The organism is Dysgonomonas termitidis (genome assembly GCF_054657735.1).
Window position 1 is genome coordinate 969050 of sequence record NZ_BAAHYD010000002.1, and the last position, 16325, is coordinate 985374.

Annotated in this window: 11 protein-coding genes and 1 pseudogene; 6 read left to right on the plus strand and 6 right to left on the minus strand. The window is 39.8% G+C overall.

Translation table 11 applies throughout. The annotated features are described in order from the left end of the window. Positions 1–304 precede the first annotated feature (304 nt). Positions 305–2305 (plus strand): hypothetical protein, encoded by a 2001-nt coding sequence (locus tag ACYQ3L_RS07920; RefSeq protein ID WP_380000537.1) that lies wholly within the window; start codon positions 305–307, stop codon positions 2303–2305. Between the two features lie 71 nt (positions 2306–2376). Here the strand turns inward: ACYQ3L_RS07920 and rnc are convergent, their stop codons facing one another. The 3 genes from rnc to ACYQ3L_RS07935 are packed head-to-tail and all read right to left on the minus strand — an operon-like array spanning position 2377 to position 4734. After that, positions 2377–3204: a ribonuclease III gene (gene rnc / locus ACYQ3L_RS07925; RefSeq protein ID WP_380000539.1), complete on the minus strand. Its 828-nt coding sequence runs from the start codon at positions 3202–3204 to the stop codon at positions 2377–2379. A 9-nt stretch (positions 3205–3213) separates the two neighbouring features. Then, positions 3214–4476 carry a beta-ketoacyl-ACP synthase II gene (fabF, locus tag ACYQ3L_RS07930; RefSeq protein WP_380000541.1) on the minus strand — a complete coding sequence of 421 codons (1263 nt, stop codon included), beginning with the start codon at positions 4474–4476 and terminating at the stop codon, positions 3214–3216. A 21-nt stretch (positions 4477–4497) separates the two neighbouring features. After that, entirely contained in the window at positions 4498–4734 is a 237-nt protein-coding gene (locus tag ACYQ3L_RS07935; protein ID WP_006798850.1) for an acyl carrier protein, read from the minus strand. 154 nt (positions 4735–4888) lie between these two features. Here ACYQ3L_RS07935 and purN point away from each other — a divergent pair, with 154 nt between their 5' ends. Beyond that, positions 4889–5488, plus strand: coding sequence for a phosphoribosylglycinamide formyltransferase (purN, locus tag ACYQ3L_RS07940; RefSeq protein ID WP_380000543.1), 600 nt, complete (start codon positions 4889–4891; stop codon positions 5486–5488). A 66-nt stretch (positions 5489–5554) separates the two neighbouring features. Here purN and ACYQ3L_RS07945 read toward each other — a convergent pair whose 3' ends face one another. Further along, positions 5555–6715 carry a hypothetical protein gene (locus ACYQ3L_RS07945; RefSeq protein ID WP_380000545.1) on the minus strand — a complete coding sequence of 387 codons (1161 nt, stop codon included), beginning with the start codon at positions 6713–6715 and terminating at the stop codon, positions 5555–5557. 814 nt (positions 6716–7529) lie between these two features. On the opposite strand from ACYQ3L_RS07945, the gene ACYQ3L_RS07950 reads away from it, so the two are divergent. Continuing rightward, positions 7530–8708: a tyrosine-type recombinase/integrase gene (locus ACYQ3L_RS07950; RefSeq protein ID WP_380000547.1), complete on the plus strand. Its 1179-nt coding sequence runs from the start codon at positions 7530–7532 to the stop codon at positions 8706–8708. Positions 8709–9137: 429 nt separating this feature from the next. Here the strand turns inward: ACYQ3L_RS07950 and ACYQ3L_RS07955 are convergent, their stop codons facing one another. Both ACYQ3L_RS07955 and cas13b read right to left on the minus strand, forming a co-directional pair. Continuing rightward, entirely contained in the window at positions 9138–9302 is a 165-nt protein-coding gene (locus ACYQ3L_RS07955) for a hypothetical protein (protein ID WP_380000549.1), read from the minus strand. A gap of 812 nt (positions 9303–10114) precedes the next feature. Further along, positions 10115–13515, minus strand: a pseudogene (gene cas13b / locus ACYQ3L_RS07960) (type VI-B CRISPR-associated RNA-guided ribonuclease Cas13b). A gap of 682 nt (positions 13516–14197) precedes the next feature. On the opposite strand from cas13b, the gene ACYQ3L_RS07965 reads away from it, so the two are divergent. From ACYQ3L_RS07965 to ACYQ3L_RS07975, 3 genes are all read left to right on the plus strand, one after another. Next, on the plus strand, positions 14198–15064 hold the full coding sequence (locus tag ACYQ3L_RS07965) for a hypothetical protein (protein ID WP_380000551.1): 867 nt from the start codon (positions 14198–14200) through the stop codon (positions 15062–15064). Beyond that, a complete protein-coding gene (locus ACYQ3L_RS07970) occupies positions 15022–15534 on the plus strand; it encodes a hypothetical protein (RefSeq protein ID WP_380000553.1) in 513 nt (170 codons plus the stop codon). The genes ACYQ3L_RS07965 and ACYQ3L_RS07970 overlap by 43 nt, the downstream gene beginning before the upstream one ends. Before the next feature lie 64 nt (positions 15535–15598). Beyond that, positions 15599–16225, plus strand: coding sequence for a hypothetical protein (locus tag ACYQ3L_RS07975; RefSeq protein ID WP_380000555.1), 627 nt, complete (start codon positions 15599–15601; stop codon positions 16223–16225). Positions 16226–16325: the final 100 nt, after the last annotated feature.

Sequence of the window (16325 nt, forward strand, 5' to 3'; positions counted from 1 at the left end):
TGCATTGTATTTCAAAAGCAGGTCTCTCTGGACCTAATCTTGTATATCTGAAGTATTAATACTTCATGTTTTGTGGTTCTTTAAAATTTGTTTTATAAAATATATGATGAAATAAGTAAGAGGAATTTAGACAACAATAGTTTTGCATTAGCATTGTTTGTCTTCTTATATCTGCTCTTTTACATGCCTGTGAAGGTCCATTGCAGTATACCGTCGTGCAGAACTATTGCTGGCTAAATTTCTTTTTATGAAACAATAATGTAATAATCAAAACTATAGAATAATTATTTATCAATTTTAATTTATGAGACTACATAAAATCTGCTGGCTGTACAGTCTGCTGTTCATGTTATTGCCTATTTACGGACTGAAAGCTCAGGTTACGATCGGATCAAATCTCCCGCCGGAGAAAGCCGCACTATTGGATATAAAAGAGAAAATGGATAAAACCGGAGGTCCGACTGTTGACAAGGGAGGTTTACTCCTGCCCAGAGTAAATCTGGAAAGGAAGTATCAGTTATACCCCTTCGTAAGGGAATCAGGTTACAGCCCTTCAAATTATGATAATCCTGCCTATAATCCGGACGATACAGATCCGGGGTATGCTTCGGAAAAAATAGCCCATACAGGTCTCATTGTATATAACTTAACGGCAGATGATGAAAAAGAGTTATGCCTGGGGCTAAATCAGTGGGATGGGGAAAAATGGAACTGTTTCCAGGAGAAAATGGGTAATGCCATAGCTACTATAACCAATTGTGATTCACTAAAGTTTTACGGTCAATATCAGAACAAGGTATCTTTAAACTCATCCAATTATGTAACTATTCCTTTGCTTGTAACAAAGGCGGGGGCTTACACGATTACAGTTATGCCAGACCCGGCTAACGGCTATTACTTTACTGTATCAGGTATATTCATGACTACTGGATACTACTTTATTACTATACCCGGAGCCGGCACGCCAATTAATTATACACCCTCAGCCGGAATTGGCAGTGAGGGGGATCTGATGAAGATCGTTTTCAACGGGAAGCCTTTATCTTCATGTGATCCGTTATATGTCAAGGTGGAAGATTCATCGAAGAAACCCTTTTATACAATGGATTGTAGCAAGACGAAGGTTAGAGGGGTTTATAAAATAGATGTACCTCTCGATCCTGACGCACACTATATGGATATGGTGTTAACTGTCGATGCGGAAGCGCTGGGGGCAAGCTATATAATAGAGACCAATACTGTGGATGGTATTTATTTCAGAGCCGAAGGAATACTGGATAATACCAGTCAGCCGGTAAAATTGTTGGGTTATGGAATACCGGATAGTATGAATGACAAGGTCTTTACTATCACTTCTAATAGTAAAAAGACTGTTGCGACATGTAAAGCGACTGTATATATGTGCTATACGCCAAAAAAGATATTGGGAATCGGTTATTATAATACGAATTATGGATATTATATTCAAAACTCGGCATCACTGGCGGTGATGAATGCCGATATAAACTTCGGCTCATTGGAAAGTAGTACGGTGAAAGTGGAGAAGCCTTTTTCTTACAGCTATATAAAAGGTGAGACCCAGGGCAATATCGACGGTGCGGGTTATATAAATGCAACAGCGCTTAGTACCGAGCTGGCTAAGAATCCGGATATTGTTGTACTGGGCTTTTTCGTATCTTTTAATGCAAATACGATACAACAACTTACAGAATATCTGAATAAAGGCGGTGTACTGGTTATGTTCACAGAATACTATACAAGCAATGCTGTGAGTGCGGAGGCCCTCTTTCGCAACATTTTCGCTGATCCTAACATCACAGGAGGCATGAAGAATGCAAGAAGTGCTGTTTATCCGTTGAGTTCCGTAAATGATGAAATATTGAACGGGCCGTTTGGCGATGCCAGAGGAAAACTATGGGGAGAAGATGCTTCACAGACATATGTTATACAGGGGCTGCCCGCAGGCGATATATATACATATAGCGGAGGTAGCCGGTTGAATGCCACAGGTAGCAATATTCTTCCAGGGGTGACGATGTTCAGGCATAAGACCCTGAATCTTTTCTGGGTAGGCGATGGCGGATTCAATTCTAATCTGGGGCCATACTATGGTAATACATATGCAGATAAAGGTATTTGTCCATTCACTATAAATTCCTCCATGCAGCCTATACCCCGTATCGATTATGGAGAATCGGCGATGGGAAATGTAAATCAGACAGTATATAATTCAATATTATTTGGCAATATAATGGCCTGGGCTATAAAACAGGCTGAATTTAATGGTATCAATACAGTGAAATAAGATGCTGTACAGTCTACAAAGAAAGCCACTTCATAAAATGAAGTGGCTTTCTTTTATCTTAAAATATAAAATTATTCGTCTTCTCTTTTTTCAGAAGTGTTTACGTACTTTTCGTTTTGCAACTGTTGCTGCTGTTCATATAATTCAAATATATGATTGCGGAAAGTGGTACTGCGTTGTAGTTTGTTATAGGCTTCTTTTGCAGCTTTCTGTTGCGATTCTTTTTTTGAATAGCCTGTTCCGAGCCCCGCTTGTTCTCCCATAATTATTACTGCTGTTTTAAATATAGGAGTATTATTTTCGTTGACAAAGCTGTCGATGAGATCGAAACTTACCGATATTTTTTGCTTCTGGCTCCATTCTATCAGTCTGGATTTATAATTGGCCTCCAGTTCGGCTACCGATTCTATATTCAGGTGCTCCTGTATCAGGCGTTCGAATACAAACCGTTTAGCGGCTCTGTAGCCCTGATCCAGATATATAGCGCCAATCAATGCTTCCAGAGCATTGCCATACATATGGGTATTTGGCGTGGTGTTGCGTGTAGATGTTTTGATGAGCTTATCTATGCCAATCTCCAGAGCTAATCTGTTTAATGTTTCGCGTTGGACGATTTTCGACCGCATATTGGTAAGGAAACCTTCTTTCTTGTATTCGAATTCTTTGAACACAATATCGGCTACAATTGCATCCAGTATGGCATCACCGAGGAATTCGAGACGCTCGTTGTTGATCCATCTGCCGTCTTTCAGCTTAATGGATGATGACTTATGCAGTAAGGCCTGTTCGTATAATGTTATGTTATACGGATAGAAACCAAGTATTTTGCAAAAAGATACATAAGGCTCCTTCCCTCTTTTAGGAAGAAGCCTTATACCTCGATATATCTTTTTAAGCACGTTGTTTTCCTATTTCTTAAACTTTTTGACTATCACACATGCATTATGTCCGCCAAAACCAAATGTGTTGGAAAGTGCTACATTAACAGTTCTCTTTTGAGCCTTGTTGAATGTAAGGTTCAGTTTATAATCTATTTCAGGATCTTCGTCACCCTCTGCAAAGTTTATGGTCGGAGGAACGATGTCGTTCTGAACCGCCAATACACAGAACATGGCTTCTAATGCCCCTGCTGCACCCAATAAGTGGCCGGTCATTGATTTTGTAGAACTGATGTTCAGATTATATGCATGCTCACCGAATACTTCTTTAATAGCTTTTATCTCGGACGGGTCACCTACCGGAGTAGACGTTCCGTGCACATTGATATAATCCATATCAGTAGGGTTCATATTCGCATCCTGCAAAGCATTTCTCATTACTAACTTAGCACCTAACCCTTCCGGGTGAGAGGCTGTTAAGTGGTAGGCATCCGCAGACATACCTCCTCCAACGACTTCAGCATAGATTTTAGCTCCACGGGCAAGTGCATGTTCCAGTTCTTCGAAAATAAGACATGCAGCACCTTCTCCCATGATAAATCCGTCGCGGCTGGCGCTAAATGGACGTGATGCTGTTTCAGGCGAATCGTTGCGTGTGGATAATGCGGTCATGGCGTTAAAACCTCCGACACCGGCGGCTGTAATGGCTGCTTCCGCACCGCCCACTACAATAACATCAGCCTTACCCATACGGATAATGTCGAAAGAGTTTATAGCGCTATGAGTAGATGAAGCACAGGCCGAAACGGTTCCGTAGTTGGGACCGCGCAGACCATGACGAATCGAAATAAGTCCCGCTGCGATATCCGAAATCATCTTAGGGATAAAGAAAGGATTGAATTTCGGTCCGTTTTCTTCATTTTTCGCATAATAACTGACTTCTTCTTCGAAAGTCTTTATACCACCAATGCCAGCGGAGAAGATTACACCTATACGATCGCAGTTCTCTTTTGAAAAATCAAGTTTTGAGTCTGCGATAGCTTCTTCGGAAGCACCTATAGCCAGTAATGTATATCTATCGCATTTGCGCATTTCTTTCCTGTCCAGATAGACAGAAGGATCATATCCTTTAACTTCGCAAGCGAATTGTGTTTTAAATTTTGACGCGTCAAAATGAGTAATAGGTCCAGCCCCACTCACCCCGTTGATGGCATTGTTCCATGTAGTGGCTACATCGTTGCCAAGAGGAGATACCGAGCCTAGACCTGTTACTACTACTCTTTTTAATTCCATAAGTAAATATTGGAAAAAAAATTATTTTGCATTTGCTTCAATGTAAGAGACTGCATCTCCTACTGTAGCGATTTTTTCAGTTTGATCATCTGGAATAGAAATGCCGAATTCTTTTTCAAATTCCATGATTAATTCTACTGTGTCAAGTGAGTCAGCTCCTAGGTCGTTTGTAAAGCTAGCAGTATCTGTTACTTCAGATTCTTCTACACCTAACTTATCAACAATAATTGCTTTCACTTTTGATGCTACTTCTGACATAATTTCTAGTTTTGATTAATAATTAATTTTTATTTCTAATTTTGTCGGTGCAAAGTAACAGTTTTTTATACATATGAAACAAATATTTTGTGGATAAAATAGTTAAAATTGCACATTTTTTTTGTTTGTGTGCAGGCATCTTAAATTATACTTAATGACTAAAATCGCAATTTTCGCTTCGGGTTCAGGTTCTAATGCCGAAAATATAATAAAATATTTTGCAAATAATGAGGATGTAAACATTCAACTCATTGTTTCGAACAAAGAGGATGCGTATGTCCATCAACGGGCTAAAAACCTGGGAGTAGAGTCTGTTACATATTCCAGGAGCGACTTTTACCACACAGGCAAGGTACTGGAATGCCTGTTGCAAAAAGGGATAGATTTTATTGTATTAGCCGGCTTTTTACTGAAAATTCCTGAAAATCTCCTGCGTGCATATCCTGATAAAATAATTAATATACATCCGGCCTTATTGCCTAAATTTGGCGGGAAAGGGATGTATGGGGATAATGTGCATAAAGCGGTGGTTGAATCGGGTGATGCAGAGTCGGGTATCACGATACATTATGTAAATGAGAATTACGACGAAGGGGCTGTTATCTTCCAGGCTAAATGCCCTGTTTCTGCAACCGACAGCTACGAAGATGTCGCAAAAAAAGTGCATGCGCTGGAGTACACATACTTTCCTGTGATTATAGATAAATTGTTAAATAAGCGCCGGGCAGAATCTGATGATTTTGGTTTCGAATAATAACTTATGCCAGCCGTCAGCAAGCAGTTTTATTTCCCTGGATAATAAACAGGCCTGCAGCCTTAATTAATCCTTATACTGGTTCTGAAGCTTTTCTTTTATTCTCCGGACTGATTTTCTCGGGATAGTTTTCGGTGTATTATCCTCCTGTTTCTTTTCTTCAACTTTAGCCGGTTCGTCTTTGTTTGCCGCATTGTTAGTTGTCACACTACTGCTGTTATAATGCTGTTGCCTTATGGTGGACTGAGGTGGATTGGTTATCCGTTTAATGCCCGGTCTGTTTATTATATAGGTAGCGTTTTCGTCTGTTCCTACTTTTTCATCATTTACGGTTCTGGAAATAACCCGGGTGGCCGACGCAGCCGTACTTTTCTCTTCAGGTATATCAGCTTCTTCTGTTTTTACCACACGGTCTATCTGCTTGCCATCGGCTGTAATCTCTCTTCTTATGACGGGGTCCGGCGTCTTTGGCGTTTTTTTCTTTGCTTCAGCCGCACTGTTCACAGGGACAGAGGTCGCCGTAGTAGCTACATTATTATTGAACAGATAATCAGTAGTCAGGTCAACCGGGATCTTTAGCCTGTTCAGTGTTTTCTCCGATACGAGATACCAGATTTCCCCAAAAGGATTTCCCGATGCTGTGTCGGTAACCCGCATCTCACGTTTTATCACTTCTGACGGATATAATTGATTCGTTACCGAAAACGGTACTTCCAGCCCATTGATATAATAGGTAGGCTTTCCGTTAAATCCAATGTACATATTCGTTAATTCCTCGATAGAGGCATCTTTTTTTATCAGGCTGTCCGCTATATTTATAGCTGTCTGTTCTTTCTTTTTCAGGTTTCGGTAGTCTCTGGCGAGCCGGAAGCCCAGCGCATCATTTCTTTCGTTATTAATCCTCTTTTCTGCTTCTATTTCACGTAGTAATTTATCTACATCTAAAGCGGCTTCCTCTAAACCACTGTATGTCGGATCTGTTTCTCCAAAGATGGAATCAACTTCTGCGCTTTGGTTTTTTCGGAACAGGAATTTTGAGTATTTATCTGTCAGTCCGCCGCCAGTTCTGTTTACTACTCGCGTGGTATCTCCTGTACTGATAATATATATTTTTTTACCTATCTGCTCTGCCTCATTTTTTGTAGGAGCCCTGTATATCTGGGCGTCTGCAAGCAAAGGAAAAAGCAGCAGGGATATTAGTATTATTATATATTTGCTTGTACTCATTTGTGTCTCTTTATGCAATTTATGTATTCGATACAATAACCCACGTTACTATATACGTAGCAAATATACAAGTTTTTATTGAAAGATATTTTGCTCTTACAAAATTTTAGGGCAAACGCATGAAATTTAATCTTTTTGAAGAAGTTTATCTATAGAATAAGAGCCGGTAGCCTTTAGCTGTTAGCTGATAGTTCTTTGAAATATTGATTAAAGCAGTTACAAGTTTGCCTCGCCTTCGCTTCGGCGAATGTTATTTTTGCGCCCTTCGGGCAGTTACGAGTTACAAGTTGGCTGGCGTTTTGTTTTGTTTCACGCAAAGACGCAAAGGCGCAAAGTTCTACATCTTACGAGTTGTTGACTGATGACTGTTAACTGATGACTGTAAATACTGTTACCTTTGTTACCTTAAAAGTTATCACCAAAATTCATCAAGAAAGAAAATGAAAATAAAAGTGGTATGAATGAAACTAAATACACTTATATACAGATATTTAAATTAGTTAACAAGAGCAAAAATAGATTTCTATTTTTCATTTGCATAATCCTTTTTTATCTGTTATTTGTTACCTGTTTGTTACTTATGGATTTTTATAATTGTTACTTTATTTGTTTTTCGTAAATTATTATGTTTCTTGTATTTATATAACATCTGATTACTAATTATTTAAAAACACATATATCAAAAGGTAATTAATCCTTATTTTCTTTTGCCATGTCGTTCCTTGTTTGTACCTTGCCCCCGGTTTAATTTTTAATTTTATTTTTTTTAGTTTTTCTTTCTTGATTTTTAGTTTTTAACTTAATATTGATCCTTATGACAAACAGCAGGAAACAACCCAAAGCAAAGGAACCGGTAAAGATCCGCTTCAAACAACTCTCCGGCGGCAGCCAGTCCATTTACTTCGATATCTACAGGAACGGCAAACGCTTGTACGAGTTCCCCAAACTATACCTTGTACCCGAAAGGACACCCGAAGACAAGGAACTGAACCGCCGTATGCTCGACAAGGCCGTCCGTATCAAGGCTCAGCGAATAGATGAGTTGTCCAGCAAGGAAAACGGCTTTGTCAATATGGGACTGAAACAAAAGGCGAATTTCATCAGGTATTTACAGGCATTGACAGAACGCAAAGAAGCAGAGGGCAAGACAGCGGTATGCGATACTTACCGGAGCCTTATAAAGCACCTGATCCTTTATAAGGGTGACGGGCTAAGCTTCAAGTCTGTCACCAGGGAGTATTGCTGCGGTTTTAGCGAATACCTGCTGACAGCGGAGAACCTCTCCAGCCGCAGGGGCATTCCGGCAAGCGCCAAAGGTTGTCTGTTATCCAAAGGTAGCCGTTACGGTTACAGCCGCGCCTTATCCATTGTATTGAACTGTGCAGTACAGGACGGTATTATTCCCGACAACCCGATGAAGAAGCTGACCCGCTTCGAGCGTCCCAAACGTCCGGAAAGCGACAGGGAATACTTAGGGCTGGAAGAGATCAGGGCACTGGTAAAGACCGAATGTATCAAACCACTGGTAAAGTCAGCCTTCCTGTTCAGTTGTTTCAGCGGATTGCGCTTCTCTGATGTCAAGGCCCTGAGATGGGACGATATCCAGACCGACCATGAAGGCAGGAAGCAGATCTGCTTTACCCAGCAGAAGACGAAGAAAAAGGAATACTTACAGGTATCTGACGAAGCTTTGAAATTCCTGCCGGAGAGGGGAACCGCTATGGGGGAAGATATTATCTACCCGTTATCATCCAGCGGCTTTACAAACCAGGCGCTTAAAAGCTGGGTACTGGCGGCAGGGATAAAGAAGCGCGTGACATTCCATGTTGCCAGGCACACAAACGCAACCCTTTTGCTGTCCCTGGGCGTTCCTATCGAGACAGTGAGTAAGCTATTGGGGCATGCCGATATGAAGACGACGCAGATATATGCGAAAGTAATAGATAAGAATAAGCGGGAAGCAGTCAGTAAGCTGGACGGGCTGACGGACTAGGGACTAAACCCAAAACACTATTTACTAAGAGCAATTCCTTTCGTACTATTTATTCATATTTTCTTATCTGTAGTCTGGTATAAGAATTTGGGATTTTTCCCAAATTTGCACTTCTCCAGATTCTCCACCAAATTTCCGGAGAAGTTAAATAATACACAACACTCAAGCTGATAAAAACAGACTGAAGAAAAACATAAGAAAATTATCAAGTGTCCAGTTATTTCAGAACAACATATATACAATTGATACCAGTAAATCCAACCTCTATATTTAGAACCTCCTTGAGACAATACTGGCTTATTTACATAAGCTCTTGAGCATGTTTTCGAGGATAGCTTTATATTTCTTGGGCGTACCTTTGTATTGATAGAAGCTATATACCAGACCTTTAAGCCCCCTGCTTATAAGGCTATCCATTAATTCGACTTCTTATTCACCCAACAATTCGAAGGAAAAATGATGGATATTACCGTTAAGATTGATAAAAGTATGCTTATGAAAAGAGAAACCGTTAATTCCGATAATGTGACCAGCTTCGAAACAATACATGGATGCTCCCGCATCTTTATCTATAACCTTATGTGTCTGTTGCACAACTAAACAAATTTAATATTTTATGAAAACAGACATTGTTCATGAAAAAATATATATTGAAAATCAACCTGTTATGAATGTAAAAAACTCCATTTTATTTTAATTTGTAGCAAAATGTGAGTTGTGCAACAGCCACTTATAAGCATAAAAAAATAAGAGAAAGGAAAGCGAAAAAAAATGTTATGATAATTATCCTGATATTACAGAACGGCAACAAAAGTAATGTCATATTAGATATTACTATATTAATACGTTTTCAACAGCATAGGTTATTCTTAAGATCTGATTTAATTTCAATAAAAAAGGACAAGATTCATTGTCCTTTTTTTTCAATGGTATCGTTGTATTTACCTTTCAAACTAAGAGTATCTACAACTCGACATCGGCCCTGAGTGGAACAACATTAGTTGTATCTACCTTTCAAACTAAGAGTGTCTACAACTAAAGTGCTGTACATCACGTATCGGAATTGGTTGTATCTACCTTTCAAACTAAGAGTATCTACAACCACCATCACTGGTTACATGGTTAAGTTCAGTTGTATCTACCTTTCAAACTAAGAGTATCTACAACCAGAAGCGATACATCCCACTTTCTTGTTTGGTTGTATCTACCTTTCAAACTAAGAGTATCTACAACGACAGTGGAACCCAAACCCATCCGGAATAAGTTGTATCTACCTTTCAAACTAAGAGTATCTACAACGCAGAGGATTACGTCTATTATCTTCAGTCTGTTGTATCTACCTTTCAAACTAAGAATATCTACAACGGCTTGTTCATATTACGCTTTTCGGATGTTGTATTTATCTTTCACCTGAAATCTTCCGTTAAGTCAACGATTATTTTCCCTGTACATCTCAGTATTGTATCACAATATGTTTCATCATCCAGTCGTTTTTCCTGGCATATATCGAGTAAATAATCATAGAGTCCCGCTTTCAGCATTTGGTTATGTGCTATCTTATTCCTTATATATACAAGCATAAATCCTTTTTGTAAGACTTCCGGTTTTTCTTTCAGCTCGTTAAGTGTCAACTCTGACTCAAATGATCCGTCAAACTTCCCTAACAACCATTTTATATCTGAATCGGCGACATCCGCAGAGTTTTTCAACAAACCGTTTGCCACATAACATTTGAAGTTCGGAAATCCATCCTGTTCCAATTCCCTTATATGGTTTACTCCGTCAAAACCCATATGTTGTAAAATATTACATTCCAGCGATTGTATATTCTTAAGTAATATGTCCCTTCTTATATTCTCGTATGATTCCAGTTCCTTTTCCAGTTCCAGCTTATTCCAGCTCCTGTCAGGATCGTATTGCAATATACATTGAACTTTAGAATCTGCTATCAATCGTTTGAATTTCCCTATATCTTTTAGCTTTACCGCAGGTTCTTGTATTTGTCCATGCTTATATGGGACAGTCATATTCCAAATAAAGTTTTCCTTTATTATGTTTTCCGAGGCATCGCCTTTCTCGCGCCGGTTCTGTCCGGATGCCTGTCTTATCTGTTCCAACCTTTCTTCCCTGGTTAAATAAAAGTCTTTAAGGACTAACCCAACCTTGTGCTCAAAAACTTCTTCATAAAGCTGCTCTGCAATATATTTTAAAAATAAATCCTGTATTTTCAGCTTTTTTATATATAGATCATTCTCGGTTTTTAATTTTTCTATTGACTTTTTACGTTCTTTTTCCTGTTAAGCTGGTCTTGTTTGAATAGTTCTTTATAATCGCGACCGTAATCGTAAAAACGCTGAAAACTATGTCCTGTATTGTTCGCATACTGATACCAGTCGGCAAACAATTCAGGATTATCGTGTATATTCACCCCTTTTATATAAGTCGGTTTCTTATCGAATATCCCCCTTGATAAAACAATTGGTTTTGCCAATAACTTCTCTTTTTGTTCTTGGGTTGCATCGATATGAAAGTCTCGTGCCGAAAACAAATTCTTGACATTGTATTGCTTCAACGCTTTATTTAGTACCTTTTTATTTTCACCACTGCTTATTATTGAGGTTTTGATATTGTTATAAATATCCGACCTGAAATCTAAATATTTTTCGAAGAAACAATCAAAATCTTTTTTCTTGAAGGCTTCCTTTATCCCCACATTCCAAAGATAAGCGCTATTATTAAAATCCCACACTGCTTCCAACAGGCCTAGCGCTTCATTTGGCCGGGTATCATAAAACGATAATGATTGTTGCAACTGGCTATGCTGGTAACCTTTCCATCCTTTGCGAATATCGGCAGGCATATAGCGAACCAGGTCATAGGCTATCCATGTAGCTTCTTCGCCCCGCTCTTTGTTGTTAAATATAAACTTGCGAATACTTCTGCCCTTCTCTGTTTTCTTTGTTTCGGCTCTGTTATTCTTTATCAGATTTATCTTTTTCCTGGTTATCTCAATCTCTTTTTCAATTTCGGATATCAGCATATCCGTATCTATGGAACTTGTATCCGAACTTTTCAGCAGTTTTTGGGGGATCTGGGAAACCGGCAAGCGGTCTCCCTGTTTGTAATTTTCCAGTTTACTGAACTGTTCCTCTACGTGTTCATGTATACGTTTTTCTATGTCTTCCGGGGCAGCTTTCTTTATAAGCAATTCATATAGTAAAGCCGGTAGTTCGTTCAGGGAAAGAACGGCAACGGGTTCGTCGTAATTGACAATGCTTTTTCCCCCTATTTTCCTTGTTATTTCGTATTTAGCGATCCTGTTTTCCCTGTTGCTTTTCCGCTTTTCATTTTTATTCCGGATATTCCTGTATTTTTCAATCCGGCTTTTTAAGTTCTTATCAATACTCAAATAAACCATAATATTCCCCCCCTCGATATTATACGATGGATTAGGGAATACTTCCCATCCGGCAGGTTCTTTCGCTGTTCCATGAAAATAGTCGCCTTTCAGCTTACTAACTTCCGATAACCGGGCGAAAACATTTATTTTATCCTTAACGATGCGTTCCGTATAATACGGTGTCCCGCCAATTTCCTTTTGCCTCCTGTCATGGATATAATTTCCCAGATATATTTGGAATCGTAGTGAAGGAAACTTCACAAACTCATCCAGGTACCTTAATGCAAAATAGTTAAATTTATTTTCGTATCTTTTTCTTATAACAGGATGGATAACGGTCAGTTCATCTGACTGGTATGTTTCGTTTCCTTCCTTAATGTATTCGTTAATATCTTCAACGAAGGTTTCCTGCAATTCTTTTGGTAAGGCATTATATACGGCATCGGGAACCTTACTCAATTCATCTGCTATTTGTATAAGCAGGGTCTCTTTGTTATATGTGCTGCTAAGCTGGTTTTTCAGTCCTTTAAATGATAGGTGTGAGAACACCCAGTGAGTAACCATGTTCTTAAGGCTGTTATATTTCAGGTTAGGATAGCCTTCCCCGTCTGCACTTGTTATCTTAGCCTTAAATCCTTTTATCTGTGCCCTTAAATTCTCGTTTTCCTTTTTTGTTAAGAATAAACTTAAAAGAAATATTAGTCCGTTCCGGCTGATTGCAATATTGTTTTCCGCAAATGATTCTTCCGAGACAGGTTTTGACCTGTAATATCTATCAATACTTTCTTCCTCTGTATCCCTGTTTTTATAAATTAAGTGATGAAAAGCCTGGTTGTAAATATTATTACGAATGCTTTCCTCATCGAGAAAAACGTTCCTGCCTTTAGCTTTCTCTTCTAATAATTTCTTTTTTTGGATTTTGAAAAGAGTTTCCAATTCATCTTTTAACCTTGTTTTCAACAAAAGCTTTGATTCATCCGTTTTAAGCCTGTTTTTCCGGACATCCTTTACCGTTTTTAGAAATATATGGTCTAAAGTGGTATAAAAATTTTCATCAAAACACAATGGCTCCTGATAATAATGCGTATAAAAATTTCTAAGGTCATTTATATTTTTCACCAACAATTTTAGCTTTTCTCCAAAATCTTCCCTGTTCGTTTTGTCCAGGTAGTTTATAAACGGGAAAAAGCGGCTTAAATACTCAACTTTCAGCTTAAATTCTGAATCGGATAGTTTGATATTTTTAAGTTTATCTATTACATTTTCAGTTTTACCATTTTCATTAAACCGTTCTTTATAAGAATCAAAAATTAAATCGATATTGTTTTGGGCCAGATTGAAATATCCCCCGAAAAAATGTTTATCGGCTACCAGTGTGTGATCATAGTATCTTTTTCCAGATTCCATAAATTCATTTTTTGAGGTTAAAAATAAAGAATTTTATTTTCATAAAATGTATTTAATGTAATAATCATCAAGTCATAGTTGGACAGTCCCTTATTTTTCAGTCGGAAAATATATTGCAGGCCTTTCAAACAAGGCTGTAGCAGTCAGTCTGATTATTCTCGCTTTTTAAAATAATTTTAACGGGATATAAAGGTGGATATTTCAACTTGTACCTAAACAATCTGAGAAGACATTAACCGCTCTTGTACATAAGGAGTTAATTTATTTACTTCAAACTTATATTTTATCTGCTTTATAATATCCGGTAATTTCAGCATCATACTCTCAGCAAAATGCTTTTTTTTCTTAATGATAATCAATATAAAATTAAATTATTCCATGCGAAATAATTGCCTGATCGTATACATTCGATGAGCCCCCTCTTCTCAATAAAGGCCAGAGATTATGTTTGTGCCGGACAGGACTTATTCGCAAAATTATGGTGAACATGCCATCACAAATAAAATATCCGGTTCTCATAAACAAATAAACCGGATGGTTGTTAAAATTACAATATATGAAACGGTTAGAACTGTAAGCCGAGCCGTAAAAGGTACATGTCATCCTTCCTGAATGAGTTGCACAGTATGTCCGGCATATAAAACCGAATGTATAAACCGAACGAACAGTTCCTATGAAATCAATGATAAGATTATTTTTAGTATTGCTGGGCTGCTTTTTCATGCATCTGTCACAAGCCCAGGTAACGATTGGTTCAGGAGAAGAGCCTGCTGAAGGAGCCGTACTTCATCTGAAAGAAAAAGAAAACGTAACGGATGCCGGCCATAATTCATACAGGGGGCTGATACTGCCCAGGGTCAACCTCTCCGAAAAGAAGCAGCTTTACCCGATGTTCCTGAATAATCCGGAAGATCCCGCTTCCGGCGCTAACTCAAATTATATAAGCAACAAAATCGCCCTGAATAAGACCCATACGGGAATGATCGTTTATAACCTGACCGAAAACGATGAAAAAGAACTTTGCCTGGGTCTGAATCAGTGGGACGGGGAACAGTGGAACTGTTTCCAGCAGAAGATAGGAAATGCCGTCGGGCATATAGTGGATTGCGACGGAATTAATATAGCCGGGCATTATAAGTCCCCCGACCAGTATCCACAGACCCCGCCAGGCAGCGCTGTTGTACCCTTGGACGCTTCCAGTTACATAACCATAAAGCTGGAGATTACCAAGCCCGGGGCATATACCATTCATGTTACCCCGGCCTATGCGGGCGACCATACTAAAACAAACGGCTATTTCTTTATCGCATCGGGTATGTTTATGGAAAAAGGCGTATATACCCTTACTATTCCCGGTAGCGGAACGCCGTTCTGGTATACCCCTGCCGGAAATCCGGGCGACGAGCTGGCTGTTACAATGAACGGCAAGCCGCTGGTATTACAGATGGCACGGCCTGTACAAAGAATATCATTGTGGAGGATTACTCTAAAAAGCCGAACTATGAGATGGATTGCGGCAGGACAACCGTGCATGGCGTATATCAACTGAACCAGGCATTGAACCCTGCCGGTAATTATATTTCCGTGTGGATTAAAATACTCCCGGGCGATCCGTTCGTAGAAGGGTCGACTGTCTATCTGGAAACCAACATAGTGGACGGAATCGGTTTTGCATCGGTTCCGACGCTGGTTACAGCCGCAGACAAGGCAGGCGGAGAAAAAGAAATCATACTGAGGGGAAGCGGAAAGCCTACTTCGGTGGATACCAAGAAAATGACCATTACCTCCAACAGCGCGATCAGTGTGGCAACATGTTATGTAAGCGTACCGGTTGCCTATCCGGTAAAAAAGACTTACGGATGGGGCTGGTATAACAACACGGCGGGATATATCATGCAGGTATTAGACAGTACGCCCCAGGGCACACGGAAACTGGTGGATGCGGATGTAAACTTCGGGACAAATGATAACAGTACTGTGAAGATTGTAAAATACAGTCCATCCTACCCAGACCTTTAACCACTCAATACTGGATGGTGAACTGATGGGTGGGGCTGCTTATAACCCTGTCCGGGTTAAAGCCATGTTCGACGAGAAACCCGAGATTGTGCTTACCGGGTTCGACCTGGCTATCGCGGATGCAGGCAACAGGGCGGCGATTGCAGGTTATATGGTCGATTACCTGAACAAGGGCGGCGTGCTTATACTGGTATTGGAAAGGGATTATATGGCGAAATCTTTCTTTGAAGCCCTGTATCCCGGCATCACTGTATCGGGAAGCGCCCTGATAGGCACATTGAGGATGCAGCTTGGCTTTATGAACGATGAGATACTGAACGGCCCTTTCGGCGATATCAGGGGCCGGTTCTTTGGAAACGATGCAGGCGGAACCATCAGCATAACCGGATTGCCGGAGGAAGACCTTGTGGTATATGCCAGGGATTCGGGCGGTAAGCCGACGATATTCAAACATAAGTTTTACAATCTGGTATTCATCGGGGACGGCGGTATCTTTGCAAACCTCAACGGGGGGACAGGCTCTACTACCGGTACGGCCACCACCTATCCGCTAACAATTGATAGTAACAACAGGCCTGTCACCAAAACAAGCTGGTCAGGCGGGGATGTGGAGAACGCCCGCTTGTTTGCCAATATTATGGCTTGGGCAATAAAGCAGGCACAATTTAACGGCATAAATTCGCCGAAATGAAAGACTATCTCTGTGCCGGTGTCTTCATGCGATTATTGAGACTTCATAAAAAAGGTGAGGCTTCCCAGGCTTCCGTCTGCGGCAGCGACTAATAACTCAA